The following is a 15,532-nucleotide window of genomic DNA, read 5'->3' on the forward strand; positions in this document are numbered from 1 at the left end:
GCGCTGCATTTACAACGCACACTATTAGTTTAAATATTTATTGTGCTGAACAACGAGCACGTGAACATAAACGAGCCATGCCATTCATATCACGCATGTTTAACTGACCGTCATTGTTAAAGTCGTAACGTAAATCAGTAATTTCACCAGCACGTAACGCTGCGTTAAATTGGCGCATATCGAGTCTGTCAACATCACCGTCTTGGTCTAAATCTCCAAATAGCGCAATATCCACAACAACCGTTGCTTCACTCATTTTGTTATTGCTGTCGGTCGCAACTGCTTTAAATTCATGCGTGCCTGCAGGTAAGTCTAATAATTCACTTTCATAGCCTTGACCACCCCATACAAACGGCGCTTCAAATACTTCGCGAACTAACTCATCGTTAATGTATAAAATAACGCTCACGACACTAATGTCGTTGCTGGCGGTTTCAACTTGTGCAGAAACTGATAGCTCAGAGTAGCTGGTTAGTAGCTCGATATCTGACTCAACAAAATTAACTGTTGGAGCAGGCAACTCTAAAACAACCAAAGTCATATCTGCTGAGCTTTCTAAACCTTCATTGTCTCTGGCAACAACAGTAAATGTGTGTTCGCCAGCACCTAATGGATTTGGATTTGGCTCATGTCTGTCTAACCAACCCATGGCACCAAATTCATATGGTGCATACGAATGACCGAAATTCCAGATTGGTCGAGTGTCTACTCGCACTAACTCGCCATTTCGATATAAGGTAACTGACTCAATTGTACGACCTTCAACTGGTGATTCAGCTTGTACAGTGATAGCTAATTTTTCGTAACCTTCGTAAACAGTGACCACTTCATTTGGCCATGTAACCACAGGTGGTTTTGGTGGACCTTTCACTGTTAAGGTCATAGTGGCTTCGCTCATCTCGCCTTCACTATCAACAGCAACAGCGGTAAAGGTATGAACGCCTTCAGTTAAAGGGTTTAGATTGGGCTGATGGCATGGGCTTGGAACAGGATCTTGCTCACAGCTAATCCAACCCATAGCGCCTGTTTCATGCGCTTTGAATTTATGCCCAAAGTTAAATGGAACTGAAGTATCCTGACGAACCAATTCACCATTCAAATATAAAGTTACTGAGTCAATTGTTCTGTCTGCTACAGGGCTTGACGCACTAATAGTAAAACCTAGTTGCTCGTAACCTTCATCTACCGTCAGCTCTGTATTAGGAAACGATACTTCAGGCGCTGTAGATGTAACCGTTAGTAATATAGTGGCGGTTGATGTGTCTCCTTCACTATCCACAGCTACAGCTTTAAAAACATGTTGGCCAGCAGGCAATGGGTTCGGGTTTGGTGAGTGTGTGTCTAACCATCCCATAGCACCCGTTTCGTGTGGCTTTGAACCATGGCCAAACAAATAAGGAACAGAATCGTCTGTACGAACCAACTCATCATTAATATATAAGGTAACCGACTCTATGGTGCGGTCTTCAACAGGGCTAGTTGCAGAAACTGTCAGTGAAAGCTTTTCGTAACCTTGCTCTACCGTCATATAAGAAGATGGGAAGGATACTTGAGGTGCATTTGCCTCACTGGCTAAATCTAAATCGATAATTTGCAAATGCAATGGCATTGCTGTACCTGTACCTTTTTCCATTAGGTAGTAATAAACTTTGCCATCGTGAACTTCAAGCACACCGTGGTCAAATTGCATGCCGTCAGTGTCTTCATAAATTCGAACAAAATCGTTTGTTCCACCTTTGGCGCGTTCAACAAAAGGTCGGCCATTGTTTAAACCGATAATATATACATTGTCACCTGCTGTATAAATTTCTGAAGCGCCTGAAAATTCGGTTGAGATAATAAAATCGTCAGCACCTGCAGGTTTGTACGAGTGCAATTTCACATTCTGGTAATCGGCACGATTTCTATCAGTTGAGCGCACTTGGCTAATGATATGAATGTCACCTTTTGCTGTTACAGTCCAATCAAATCCACCAACAATATAAACTGAGTTAGCATCTTGATGGCCTGTAATATAATCACCTGGCTCAAATACTTTAATTTCGTCTGAATTCACCAATGGCCAAGTCATATCTTCGCCGCGGTGGTTTTTCCAAGCGCCAAATCCTTCAGGGTGATCTGAATACGCGTAATACACACCATTTTGGTATTTATATCTGTCGTTGTTATTGCTAGAACGTTGTTGGAAAGCAACACGCAATTTACCATTCACATACTTCATGTTGCCGTATAGGCCCCAGTTGTACGCATTGCCATGATTTTTTGCACTAACCACATTAAACGCAGTAAATTTTGACCACTTTTGTGTTGCGGCGTCGTAACGATTAAATACGTAACCACCGTTATTATTCCCGCCCAAGCGCATGTACAACAATAATGTGCCATCCGTTGTGGTAAAAAATTTAGGGTAAGTTAAACGTGCAAAATTAGCTTTGTCGGCCAAATTGCCGGTCATGGTTAAATGTTTGTAGTCATCAGGTCCTTGGCTAACTGCGCTAGTGTCTTTTACAAATTGATCTAGCGTAAAATCGCTATCTGCAACTTCTGCTGCACCTGCAACCGAGTATGAATAGCGAAAATAATCGTCTTTGAATTTGCCACCATGGTTGTTGTTGTCGTACGCGTGCATGTCGTAAACCATGTGGATGGTGCCATTAACTGGGCTAATTGCTAGGCCAATGGTATTGTGTGACTCACCAATATTTGGGTCGCCCCTAAAACCTGTATGACGATGTGGAAACTCAATTGTTGCGACTTGGCCTGTTTGGGTGTTGTAACGAGACAACATCACATGGCGATCATCTTTACCACCGCGATACCAAGTCATAAAAACGTAGTGTTTGTAAACTTTTACCGCATCGCCATGAGCTGAAATATTACGACCAAAAAAGTAGTCAAACTTACTACCTGTATCGGCTGAACCGAGTGTACCATAGGTTAATTTTTTGCCGTCAAAGTGCAAACCACTATCAGTGATTTTTGCTTGATCAACTAACGTGACGGCTGCCGAAGCTGGATTCAATGCCAACCCAGCAATGGAGGCTAGGGTAATTAAACACTTGCATCCAAAATTTTTATATTTTGTGTAATGTGCCATTTTATATGGTTCCTAAATTAACCAAACATAAAGGGAATGATCTAAAGCAGAGATTAAACCGGATCACAAAAACCCAATCACAATCAAATTTACTCACAAAAATAAATAATAAATTAACAACAATCAATAAAACAACAAATAACCACCAATTTTATTCACATTTTATCATTTAGTTAACATGTGAACATAAATGCTGATATCTAGCGCTTTGATTTGGCGTTTTTAAGACAGGAAATATCAAGTAGGGTGAGGCTTACGCCTCATCCCTCTCACAGAACCGTACGTACGGATCTCGTATACGGCTCATGTATTCTTCACATACCTTTCGGTACAAGCTTGCCCGTATTAACTTCGGATAATTCGAACAATCCCATTTCTTTAAACCATTGGTTTGGCATCGCTAAATTTGACAGTGGACTCAATGAGTTGCGCCACGAGTTCATTTTGATAAATTTGAACGGTGGTTTATACCCGCTTTGTTTGAGTTTTCTGTGTAGTTTAGCTGGCTTCTTCCATTGTTTAAGTTGAATTGCTCTTAATCGTCGTCTTATCCAACCTGCTAACCTCTTAAACTCCCTGCTGCAATTCGCTATTCTAAAATAATTCGCAAATCCTCTAACGACCGGATTCAATTGTTTTATCACCGCCGTTAAGTTTTGACCTTGATTGCGTCTGGTCAACTTTTTCACCTTGGTTTTAAATCCTTGGAGTTTCTTTTCTTGTATCCGTGTAAATTGGCTACCGATTTCTACTCCCAGAAACTTGATGCCTTCACTGCTATGAGCTATATGCGTTTTGTTTCTGTTAACCGTTAGTTTCAGTGCGTTTTCTAGAATGTCTGTGGCTTTGGTTAATGCGTTTTCTGCACCTGTCTTGCTGTTGCACAATATCAAGATATCATCTGCGTATCTCACGATTCTGTGATTGCGCTTTTTCATTTCTTGGTCAAATGCGTCTAGGTAGATGTTCGCAAGCAGAGGGCTGATGACGCCACCTTGCGGACTGCCTAGTTCACTTGGCTGCCAGTTGCAATTTTCCATTATGCCACTTGTTAGAAATTGCTTTATTAGCTGCAATATACTGCTGTCTGTTACTCTGCGCTTGACGCTTGTTATGATTAACTCATGGTCAAGTCGGTCAAAGCATTTTGACAAGTCCATGTCTACAACCCATTGTCTTCGATATTCTCTTATGAATAACGTTGCTTTGTTGATTGCATCATGGCTGCTTCTATTTGGCCTATATCCATAACTGGATGGATGAAATTCTGGCTCAAATATCGGCTCTAGCATTTCCTTTATTGCTTGTTGGACAATTCGGTCTCGAACTGCAGGTATGCCTAATAACCGTGTTCCGCCATCGTCTTTTGGGATTTCCACCCGTCTGACTGGTTGTGGTTGGTAGGTTTTATTTTGCAATTCACTTAGCAATTGATGTAAGTTTTCTTCCAAATTTTGTGCATAGTCACTCAGGCTCTGCCCATCTATTCCGGCCGCGCCTTTGTTTCTTTTCACTTGTTTGAATGCTTTATGGAGCACTTTTATATCCAGTAGCCGACCATATAAGCTGTAGTACACTTTCATCTTTTGCCTTTGCTTGTGGCATCTTCAATCACTTTGTTTTCGACAGTGCTGACGCTTCTTGGTTACTTCAGGTGTGCTAGCCTTTTTGGCAATCTGCCTGAGCGGTTTCCAATACTCCTCGTTCAACCCAGTAAACCAGTTACATTATTCCTAATTCACCAGTTTGTGGTGTCTGCCTTCGTCAAGGCACTTGTGAACCACTGTAAAAAAAATCGTGCTTGTTGATGCACTTAAAGAATACTTCCCCCCTTCGCCATTTATTGCACTTTTGGTGGCAATAAATGCCATCAAACTTGTTGATGGTCACCTTGGTTTTATCCTCCACACCATTACTGGCTTTCATCGGCCTAGGTTTATTCACTACTACGGGTTCATCTGCCACCTCACATTCATCATTACCTTGAGTCACCTCTTGTATAATGATGTCCAGTAAAAAAAACTGGAGCTAATGCCAGGCTTCCCCAGTTACTGCACTGACGCCCTGTTAACAATGCCACCCTCAAACACGCCTTAGGTTTGATTGAGTATTGGGCTTTGCGCTATTTTGCACGCTTACCCACCTAAACCGCCGAGTCAGGTTCACTTACGTTGTGTACCGTTAACTTCCTATCGCTTCCTTCAGACCCAGTCGTTGGCCAACTACGCCCTTGCGATTCGGATTATCTTCCCCTCAATCAGGGTGATTCAGATTTCTTTCAATCTGACGGGTTTGCCAGCTTCGCTGGGCAAACAAAAATGCGGCTCAAGCAAGGCTGAGCCGCAATGGAATGAAACAGGAATGAAATATAGAGCTAAATCAATACGCTCTTACTTTAATAAATTGACAAGAGTTAGTAGACGTCAATTTTAACAATGTACCTGTAAAATCAGACTCTTGTTTATAATTAGCGTTAATATTTAAACTACCACTGCCATCAACAGAGCTAATTGTACCTCTAAAGTCACAGCTGCTATTGGCGTCACTGTCCCAAAATTGTACGGTTTCACCTGATAAATTGCGGTTAAACTCAATGCATGGGCTGGCGCCAGATAATGTCACTTCGGTACGGGCATCCCAAGGGATCGTAGTTGTCGAGCTACAACCATTCGCTGGAGCTGTAACCACTAAATCCATTGTTGCTTGACCCTCAATACCAGCAGAGTCTGTCGCAATTGCAGTAAAGGTGTGATTGCCTGCTGATAAACCTAATAATTCGTTTGGTTTGTTTTTATGCCCCCAAACAAATGGGTCAGCAGAGTCAGTGCGAATAAAATTACCATCAACGTATAAATCGACTCTATCAATTGAGCGACCCGACACTGGGCTTTGTGCAGTTACTTTAAAAGATAATTGCTCGTAACCTTCTTCAACTTGCATAGAAGATAGTGGGAAGGCAACATCTGGAGCAGTTTGGTCAGCCAATCCTAAATCGATAATTTGCAAATGTAATGGTAAAGAGCTGCCTGAGCCGCGCTCCATTAAATAGTAATAAACTTTGCCGTTTTCTATTTCAATAGTGCCATGGTCAAACAAAATACTATTGTCCGCTTCATACACACGCACAAAATTATTAGTGCCACCTTTTGCTTTTTCAACATAAGGTTTGCCACCATTTAAGCCAATAATGTAAATATTATCGCCCGCGGTATATATTGCCTCTGCACCAGAAAATTCAGTTGTGACAGTAAATTTGCTAGCACCAGCAGGTTTGTATGAATGCAACATAACTTCTTCGTAGTCAGGGCGATTTCTATCAGTAGAACGTACTTTACTGATCATATGAATATCGCCTTTGGCCGTTACCGTCCAATCAAAACCACCTACTATGTAAATAGAGTTTGCTTCAGTATGCGAAATATAATCACCTGGCTCGAATACTTTAATTTCATCCGAGTTCACTAGTGGCCATGTCATTGGCTGACCTTTGTGATTTTTCCACTGGCCAAAACCTTCTGGATGATTTGAGTAGGCGTAATACACACCATTTTGATATTTATATTTGTCGGTAGCGATGCTGCTGCGTTGTTGGAAACCAACTCTAAGTTTACCGTTAACGTATTTCATGTTGCCGTACAAACCCCAATTGTAGGCATTACCGTGGTTTTTAGCTGAAACAACGTTGAATGCGGTAAATTTAGACCACTTTTGCGTTGCCGCATCGTAACGGTTAAAAACGTAACCACCGTTATTATTGCCACCTAAACGCATGTACAACAACAAAGTGCCATCGGTTGTTTTGAAAAATTTTGGATAAGTTAAACGTGCAAAGTTGCCTTTATCAGCCAAATTGCCAGTCATGGTTAAATGTTTGTAGTCGTTACTACCTTGGCTTATAGAACTTGTGTCTTTTACAAATTTGTTTAACTTGAAGTTTGAATCACTCACATCAGCTGCGCCAGGCACAGAATACGAGTAGCGGAAATAGTCATCTTTAAACTTGCCACCATGGTTACTATTATCATACGCATGCATGTCGTAAACCATATGGATGGTGCCGTTGATTGGGCTAATGGCTAAGCCGATAGTATTATGCGATTCGCCCACTAATGGATTACCTCTAAACCCAGTGTGTTGGTGAGGAAATTCAATAGTTGCAATGCTACCAGTTTTAGTATTGTAGCGTGACAACATAACGTGTCGGTCGTACTTGCCTCCGCGGTACCAAGTCATAAATACATAGTGTTTATAAACTTTTACCGCATCACCATGAGCTGAAATACTGCGGCCAAAAAAGTAGTCGTATTTTGAACCCGTATCTGGGTTGCCTACGTTACCATAGTTAAGATCATCACCATCAAAGTGCAAGCCTTTGTTGGTTATTTTAACTTGAGTTTCGAGGGTAACTTGAGCTGATGCTGGTGATATAGACAAACCCAGCATTGCCCCAAGCAAAGCTAGAGTTTTTAGTTTAACGATTTTCATAAGTTTTACTCATTGTTTGTGTAATGTGATGTAAGTGCTTGTGTGCTGCTGGGCAACAGCAGCACTTATAAAACAACAAAAAACCACACAAAACCAACATTTTCAATCGTAAACAATCACAAAAACCCATTAAATTTCACATTTGGTATAAATGGCTACAGAGAAACAGTGTAGCTATGATCAACCCATAATTCTGGTCGATTTAGCGGTACCGAAGAAGGAAGCGAGTGGTTGTCTAGCCGAATAACGCGCCTGTCTTGAAGCTTGAGCGCTCGTAGTTCTTGACCAAAAGCCTGATAAAACAACTTGCCAAAACGGCCGTCGACTAAAGCTTTTTCGAGGCCATTATTAATGTCGCTTGCCAATTCGTTGTTGTCTTTTTTCACGTAAAAATAAAACGCTGAGGGATATTGAATCAATAAATATGGATCGATCATAATGTTTAGGTGGGAAAATTGCTTAAGCTCTCGCCGGATATCTAAAATAGAGCGCGGGAAATAGTCTGATCTTTGGCTATTCAACATCTGAAACAACCCTTTAAAGTTTGCAGTAGTTACAACCTTAATACCATTCTCTCTAAAAATGCGTGTAGAAACCCAAGTATTAAACTGCACAGGGTCAAGTGCTTTGAATTGTTCCAAAGTATGTATATTGGCAAACAAATCAGGTGTGCTTTTATGAATAAGGGCTATACGCCAACTTTTAAGACCACGTAATATGGGAAAGTGTATCGCTTGGTATTTATCTAGCCTAGCATGAGTAGCAGAGCCATTTACCACATCAACACCTCGGCCTTGTGCCATTTGTTCAAACAATCTAGGCTTGGGAATGTCTTTGTTGTAGCGCGATACTGTGTAATTTTTGTCTATAGAATAGGATAACGCTAATGCGAGTAAATCAGTGTAATAACTATCTTGCTCGGCAGCTGCGTAAACTACATTTTGCGCAAATGACTGAGCGGAACAATACCAAAGGAGTATTATAGACAAAACAGTATTTCGCAAAACTAAACGCTCCTAACTTTATAAATTCCACTATACTTAGTATTATTGTCGGCAACCCTTGTTCAACAAACTAATAAGTGCGCTAAATGAAAAAAATTCTACTAATAATCTTTAGTATAGTCTGCCAATTGAATGCTGCTGAAATAAACCAACCTATTACAAACAAGCAGCAGATTGTTTTTTCATCAGACTTACCGCTAGAAAGCCCACTAGTTAAAACGATAGTGCCCAAACTAAAAGCAGCATTCGCCAAAATGGGGATTCGCTTTCAGGCGATAAATGCGCCAGGTGAACGCTCATTAGTATTGTCAAATACAGGGGGCGTGGATGGTGAAATTACCAGAGCACATAATTTTCATGAGGTGACTCACCATAAATACAATAATTTGATTAGAATTGAATATCAAATGGCCACGACATGGCTATCGCTGTTTTCGGGACAACCTAATATAAAGATAGAGAAGTTGGAAGACTTAGCAGATTACAAAGTGAGTTATTTTAGAGGGCGAAAACTGTTCACGGCAATGCTTAGCAACTATGTGCCAGAACGGAATATTCACAAAGTAGAAAACGACCTCCAAGGCTTCAAAATGTTGGCTTTAAATAGAGTAGATTTAGTCATGACTTCAGACGCAGAAGGTGAAGTTTTAATTAATTCGTCTGAAAACCTAAGCCATATTGTTGAAGTTAAAAAAATTATCCAAATACCTATCTATTCTTTTATTCACAACAAACATCGGCATTTATTGCCACAACTAGTAAGTAACTTAAAAGAAACTGAAGAATAACCAAACTGTTCCAAATCCCTCCTCAATAGTACTCTTTAGAGTAAATATTGAGCCATCCATTGTTTCTTCAAACGCGCCAGAGGCAAATGACTAAAATACAAAAACCTATTGAACATTGCGAGTCCTTTCTTAATTATAAATTTATCAACAGCCACCAATTATCATATATAAATATTCAATTTTACAAGGAATTTATTTAAAAATTACTAAAAATCATCTACCCACCATCTCGAAAAATCAATTTTATACAAACACCCATCAATTCTATCAATCCGCCTTTTGCAAACTTTTAGTTAACATGCAACTTACATTTAACAAAAAACGAGCGGTTTATGGATCTAGGTCAATTTTTTGGTCGATTTCACGTGCTGGTACTGCATTTGCCTATTGGCATATTAATGTTGGCGGCATTATTTGAAATTTATACCAACATCAAAAAACAACAACGCAACCCATTATTAAACTGGGTTTGGTTTTGGGGTGCCATGTCGGCAATAGTGGCTTGTGTACTGGGTTACCTACTTTCTTTAGGCGGCGGTTACAGTAGCGATGCGGTATTTATTCACCGTACTTTTGGTATTTCAGTTGCGGTCATTTCTATTATTTGTTGGTTATTATTCAGTAAGTTAAATAACGCAACAGCAGCTGGTAAATGGATTATCAATACCTTTGCAGCAGTGCAATTATTGTTGTTATTTTCAACTGGCCATTACGGCGCAAACATGACACACGGTGAAACCTATTTGGTTGACCATGCACCTGATGTTGTAAGGGTTATAGTTGGGTTAGAGCCTCATCCAGAGCCGCGCGAGCCGGTTACATCACTTAGCAACGCACTTATTTATGAAGACGTGATTGCACCTATGATGAAACAGCGTTGTGCAAGTTGCCATAACGATGCCAAACAAAAAGGTAAACTCAACCTTGCTAATTTACAGGCAATTTTAAAAGGTGGTAAATCAGGCCCAGCTGTCACTGCCAATAACTTAGCGCAAAGTGAGTTGTACAAACGCATTACCTTAGCGCATGGTGACAAAAAATTTATGCCTGCTGAAGGCAAAACCCCATTAACTGATGAGCAAGTTAAAAGCATAGCTTGGTGGATTAATGCTGGGTTACCAACACAAGGTTTTGTCGGTGACTATGTAAATAACAAAGATGACAAAAAAGCGCTACAAGCTGTTTTAGGTTTGGCCCCTTCCGAGTTTGATTTACCGCCAGTTGAAATGATCAGCCAAGCCCAATATAACGAGCTGAATAACGCAGGGTTTGTGGTAAAACAAATTGCCCAAGGTATGAATTATTTAGATATAGATTATTCATCCGCCACACAGCCTATCAACCAAGCTAGGTTTGAATTACTTAAACAAATTAGTGGCTCAATTGTATATTTAAACTTGCGTCGTAGTGGTTTAACCAACGAGCTTGCAGGCCAACTGAGCCACTTTACTAACCTTAAAAAACTCAGGTTAGATAAAAACCCAATTGGTGATGCTGCCATCGCTCACTTACAAAAGCTAAGCAAACTCTCGTACTTAAATTTATATGGCACACAAGTAAGCAATGCATCACTTGAGCACTTCGGCAATATGCCATCGCTCGCTAAATTGTATGTGGGTGAAACTCAAATCACAGCCAATGAATTGAGCCAATTTATTGATACGCACAATATCTACGTATTAGCCGCGAACACAAACAATAGCCACAACAATAGCTATAACAATAAAAATAAGGGTAATAAATAATATGACTAACTCAGTAAACCACAACAAACGCGATTTTTTACAAAAAAGTACCGCAACCTTAGGCGCTACTTTATTAATGGCCAGCATGGGTAAAGAAGCCTTTGCGCACGATCCTGAAAAACCACCCGTACCAAAAGCGGGACGCAACGCCCACGGAAAAATTGTTGGTCATGGCGACTTTAAATACAAGGTTGATTATTTTTGGGGCAATTTAGACCCAGCCAAAGTACCAGTTGAAAACACCCATGGTTTAGCGTTCGACTCAAAAGGTCGGTTAATTATGGTGACCGACAGCGATGTAAATAACTTCGTAATTTACGACAAAAACGGCAAATGTGTTGATGCTTGGGGCACGCAATACCCAGGTGCACACTCAGTTAAAGTTTCGAACGAAAACGGTGAAGATTTTATCTACATAGTTGATTGTGGTTGGGTGCTTGATCGTAACCGCCCCGACAATCAATGGAAAAACAAGTGGTATCGCCAAAGCGGTTTTATTTCTAAATTAACCTTAGATGGCAAATTGGTTTACACCATAGGCCACCCCGTCACTATCGGTATTTACAAACCAGAGCAAAAATTTCAGCCAACCGATATTTGTATCGCACCAAATGGCGATTTGTATGTAACCGACGGGTATGGCTCTGACTACGTTATTCATTACGACAGCAATGGTAAGTACATTCGCCATTGGGGTGGTTGGCACAACCAAGATAAATCGCACAATTTATCTAACACTCATGGTATTGGTGTAGATACGCGCGATCCGAATAACCACCACTTACTGGTAAGCTCTCGCGGCAAGCGCAAAATCGAAAAATATACCTTAGACGGTAAACGCATCGGCAGTATTGAATTACCAGGTGCTTACGCTGGTGGGCCTATTTTCAAAGGCGATCATTTTTATGCCCCTGTATGTTGGAGTCATATAGATAACAAAATGGCGCCCAATTCAGGCTTTATCACCATTTTAGATAAAAACAACAAGGTGGTTTCTAACCCAGGTGGCGAAGCGCCGCACTATCACAATGGTCAACTGCAACCCATGCGCTCAGCTTTTAATGTTTTTAACCACTGCCATGCTGTAGCTGTGGACGATGATGAAAATCTCTACGTTGGTCAATGGAATGCAAACCAATGTTACCCAATTAAGTTGGAGCGTGTTTAACATGTCTTTTTATTCAATTAAAAATATCGGTTTAACTTTAATTGGTGCGGCGCTGTTGAGTGCCTGTGGCGAAGAAGAACTGCCACTTGCAAAAGGCGATGCGCCTATTCCAGACAAAGTTGATTTTAATTTTCATGTAAAACCTATTTTGTCGGACACCTGTTATTTGTGTCATGGGCCAGACAAACCGAATGCCAAAGCGGGTTTGTCTTTGTCTAATTACCAAGATGCAACCACGCATATAACCGACAACAATTTAGCCGCAATCAAGCCAGGTGATCCGCACGCCAGTGAAGCCTTTTTGCGTATGTTGTCGGATGATGAAAGCTATATGATGCCACCAAAATCATCTAACTTAACTTTGTCTAATCGCGAAAAAGCCATTATCAAAAAGTGGATTGAACAAGGTGCAGAATACAAAAAACATTGGGCGTTAATTAAGCCTGAAAAAACTGCAGAGCCAAAAGTGCAAAACAAGCAGTGGCCAAACAACAGCATAGACAAATTTATATTGGCTGAGATTGAAGCACAAGGTTTTAAGCCCAATACCCCAGCCGACAAAGAAACATTGTTACGTCGTATCAGTTTTGATTTAACTGGCCTGCCGCCAAGCATAGATACGATAGATGAGTTTATCGCGGATAACAGTGAAGATGCCTTTGCCAAACAAGTAGAAAAGCTATTGGCCTCACCTCAATTTGGTGAGCGCATGGCGGTTGAATGGTTAGACATTGCTCGCTACGCCGACACTCACGGTTATAGCACAGACTTTTACCGTGATATGTCGCCGTATCGCGATTGGGTAATTGATTCTTTTAACCAAAATCGTCCGTTTGATGAATTTGTCACTTGGCAAATCGCGGGTGATTTATTGCCCAACGCCACCACAGAGCAAAAACTCGCTACAGCGTTTAACCGTATTCATGCCCAAAACGGTGAAGGTGGTGTGGTTAATGAAGAATTTAGAGTGGAATACGTAAAAGACCGAGTGCAAACATTAGGCACAGGTTTATTGGGTTTAACCATGCATTGTGCGCAGTGTCACGACCATAAATACGACCCAATATCCGCAAAAGACTATTACTCAACTTTTGCCTTTTTTAACAACATAGATGACTCAGGGCAAATATCCTACGACCCGAACGATATGCCAGTGCCTACTATGTTATTGCCAACTGACGAACAACAAAATCGTCAAGCAGAATTGGCAAAACAAATTGCACAGCTTGACCAAATACTAGGTCGATACGACAGCCAACAACAAGGTTTTAATCGCTGGGTCAAACAAGCCAACAAACAGGTGAAAAAAGCTAAGGGGCAAGATGCACTGCTTGCCTATTATCCTTTTAGCAAAAAAGACAGTGTCGCCAGTATTCAAGCGGCCAATAATAACAAGCATCAAGGCAAAGTGCTGTTCGGCTCTGAGCTGAATAAAAAAGACGGCCCAAACATGGTGCATGTGTCTGATCAAGGGCATGAAGCGATAAAACTAAATGGCGACGATGCACTCTACTTCCCTGAAGTTAAGGGTTTTAATCGTGCTAAAAGTTTTACCGTGGCAATTGAAGCTAAAATACCGTCGGATATTGAAGAAGGTGTGTTATTCCACTACAACAAAGCTGGCATTTTATATAACTTCAAAGGTTTTGATGTAGACATAGACAACAATCATTGGATTGTGCGCCTAGCCCATACCTATCCTTATAACGCTATCATGTTGCGTTCTAAACAACCGGTACAGCGTGAACAATGGCTCAATGTTGCCATGAGTTACGATGGTTCATCTAAAGCTGCTGGCGTTACTTTCTATTTAAACGGTCAAGCCGTTGATATGACGGTTGAGCGCGATAATTTATACAAAGACATTGAACACACACGTAAAGGTGTACTTAAAGAAATTGGTTTAAAAGTAGGTGCGCGCTGGCGTAGCCGTGGTTTACCCAATGCTTTAGTGGATAACTTGCGTGTGTATAGCCGTGAATTAACTTCAATTGAAATTGCTAACTTGCATGGCGCAAACTACCAAGCTTCAAAAGATGAATTGTTAGCACTATATAACCAAACAGTGAATAAAGACTATCAAAACCAGTTAGCCAAATTGACTGATTTGCGTAGCCAACAAAACTCACTCGTTGAAAGCGTGCAAGAAGTAATGGTAATGAAAGAATTACCACAGCCTCGCCAAGCTTATATTTTAGAACGTGGCAGCTACGCAAGCCTAGGTGAACCAGTACAACCTGGCGTACCCGAGGCGGTTTTACCTTGGAACCCACAATGGCCAGCCGACCGCAGAGGCTTAGCAAAATGGCTAATGCATGAAGACAATCCATTAGTAGCGCGTGTTGTTATAAACCGTTATTGGCAACTTATGTTTGGCCAAGGTTTAGTGCGTACCCCTGAAGATTTTGGTAACCAAGGCAAATTACCTACCCACCCAGCACTGCTCGACTGGTTAGCCGTTGAATTTATTCAGTCAGGTTGGAACGTTAAGCACATGATCAAACTTATGGCGCTGTCGGCAACTTACCAACAATCGTCCATTGCCGATGTGAATAAGCTAGAAAAAGACCCAGAAAATACTTTATGGGCTGTTGGGCCAAGCTCACGCCTAACCGCTGAAATGATCCGCGACAACGCACTGGCTGTCAGTGGTTTATTGGTAGACAAAATTGGCGGCGAAAGTGTTAAACCTTACCAACCAGACGGTATTTGGAAAATGAACAATATGGAATACAAACGTGGTGAAGGTGAAGAATTATATCGCCGCAGCATGTACACCATATACAAACGTAGTGCGCCGCCACCCAATATGATGGCATTTGATGCCCCGGGCAGAAGTTACAGCGTTGGGGTTAGGCAAGAAACCAGTACACCATTACAAGCGCTGGCACTATTAAACGACCCACAAATGGTAGAGGCTTCACGCGTTTTAGCTGAAAACTTGCTCGCAGACCAAAACGATGCAAATAAAAACAGCGCAGAACAAATATTGCCTTTGGTATATCGCAAAATAACTGGCCGTACAGTACCAAAAGCTGAGTTAGCCGTGATTGAACAAATGTACCAAAGCACATTAGCTGAATATAAAAATAACCCACAAGCAGTTAAAGATTTATTGAGCGTGGGAGATTACGCAACAGCCGACAAAAACAAAACCGCACAGTTAGCCGCGTTAGCTTCGGTTAGCAATATTTTAATGAACCACGACGCAGCCGTGATTAAACGATAAGAATAGGTAGGTATCA

General features: G+C 41.1%; 8 protein-coding genes. 4 read left to right on the forward strand and 4 right to left on the reverse strand.

Annotation, left to right across the window (positions count from 1 at the left end; all coding sequences use genetic code 11):
* Positions 1 to 37 precede the first annotated feature (37 nt).
* From DS2_RS13850 to DS2_RS13870, 4 genes are all read right to left on the reverse strand, one after another.
* Entirely contained in the window at positions 38 to 3,097 is a 3,060-nt protein-coding gene (locus DS2_RS13850) for a BNR-4 repeat-containing protein (RefSeq protein ID WP_035015422.1), read from the reverse strand.
* Between the two features lie 314 nt (positions 3,098 to 3,411).
* Positions 3,412 to 4,680 carry a group II intron reverse transcriptase/maturase gene (gene ltrA, locus DS2_RS13855; RefSeq protein WP_035015423.1) on the reverse strand — a complete coding sequence of 423 codons (1,269 nt, stop codon included), beginning with the start codon at positions 4,678 to 4,680 and terminating at the stop codon, positions 3,412 to 3,414.
* Positions 4,681 to 5,476: 796 nt separating this feature from the next.
* Entirely contained in the window at positions 5,477 to 7,582 is a 2,106-nt protein-coding gene (locus DS2_RS13865) for a BNR-4 repeat-containing protein (RefSeq protein ID WP_035015424.1), read from the reverse strand.
* Positions 7,583 to 7,737: 155 nt separating this feature from the next.
* The gene (locus tag DS2_RS13870; RefSeq protein ID WP_051479888.1) at positions 7,738 to 8,586 is read right to left on the reverse strand and encodes a hypothetical protein; all 849 of its coding nucleotides are present in this window, start codon (positions 8,584 to 8,586) and stop codon (positions 7,738 to 7,740) included.
* 86 nt (positions 8,587 to 8,672) lie between these two features.
* Between DS2_RS13870 and DS2_RS13875 the strand changes: the two genes are divergently transcribed.
* The 4 genes from DS2_RS13875 to DS2_RS13890 all read left to right on the forward strand — a co-directional run bounded on the left by DS2_RS13875 (position 8,673) and on the right by DS2_RS13890 (position 15,516).
* Positions 8,673 to 9,374, forward strand: a complete 702-nt coding sequence (locus DS2_RS13875; protein WP_035015425.1) for a hypothetical protein — start codon at positions 8,673 to 8,675, stop codon at positions 9,372 to 9,374.
* A gap of 332 nt (positions 9,375 to 9,706) precedes the next feature.
* Entirely contained in the window at positions 9,707 to 11,119 is a 1,413-nt protein-coding gene (locus tag DS2_RS13880) for a c-type cytochrome domain-containing protein (RefSeq protein WP_035015426.1), read from the forward strand.
* A 1-nt stretch (position 11,120) separates the two neighbouring features.
* Entirely contained in the window at positions 11,121 to 12,287 is a 1,167-nt protein-coding gene (locus DS2_RS13885; RefSeq protein ID WP_051479889.1) for a peptidylglycine monooxygenase, read from the forward strand.
* Positions 12,217 to 15,516, forward strand: coding sequence for a DUF1553 domain-containing protein (locus DS2_RS13890; protein ID WP_235188612.1), 3,300 nt, complete (start codon positions 12,217 to 12,219; stop codon positions 15,514 to 15,516). The genes DS2_RS13885 and DS2_RS13890 overlap by 71 nt, the downstream gene beginning before the upstream one ends.
* Positions 15,517 to 15,532: the final 16 nt, after the last annotated feature.

The organism is Catenovulum agarivorans DS-2, assembly GCF_000568405.1.
In the GTDB taxonomy this organism is placed as follows: Bacteria; Pseudomonadota; Gammaproteobacteria; order Enterobacterales; family Alteromonadaceae; genus Catenovulum; species Catenovulum agarivorans_A.

Bases quoted from the DNA above. Each gene is read 5' to 3' on its own strand.
- DS2_RS13850 (WP_035015422.1), bottom strand. From the start codon at position 3,097: ATGGCACATTACACAAAATATAAAAATTTTGGATGCAAGTGTTTAATT.
- DS2_RS13885 (WP_051479889.1), top strand. From the start codon at position 11,121: ATGACTAACTCAGTAAACCACAACAAACGCGATTTTTTACAAAAAAGT.
- DS2_RS13875 (WP_035015425.1), top strand. From the start codon at position 8,673: ATGAAAAAAATTCTACTAATAATCTTTAGTATAGTCTGCCAATTGAAT.
- ltrA (WP_035015423.1), bottom strand. From the start codon at position 4,680: ATGAAAGTGTACTACAGCTTATATGGTCGGCTACTGGATATAAAAGTG.
- DS2_RS13890 (WP_235188612.1), top strand. From the start codon at position 12,217: ATGATGAAAATCTCTACGTTGGTCAATGGAATGCAAACCAATGTTACC.
- DS2_RS13880 (WP_035015426.1), top strand. From the start codon at position 9,707: ATGGATCTAGGTCAATTTTTTGGTCGATTTCACGTGCTGGTACTGCAT.
- DS2_RS13865 (WP_035015424.1), bottom strand. From the start codon at position 7,582: ATGAAAATCGTTAAACTAAAAACTCTAGCTTTGCTTGGGGCAATGCTG.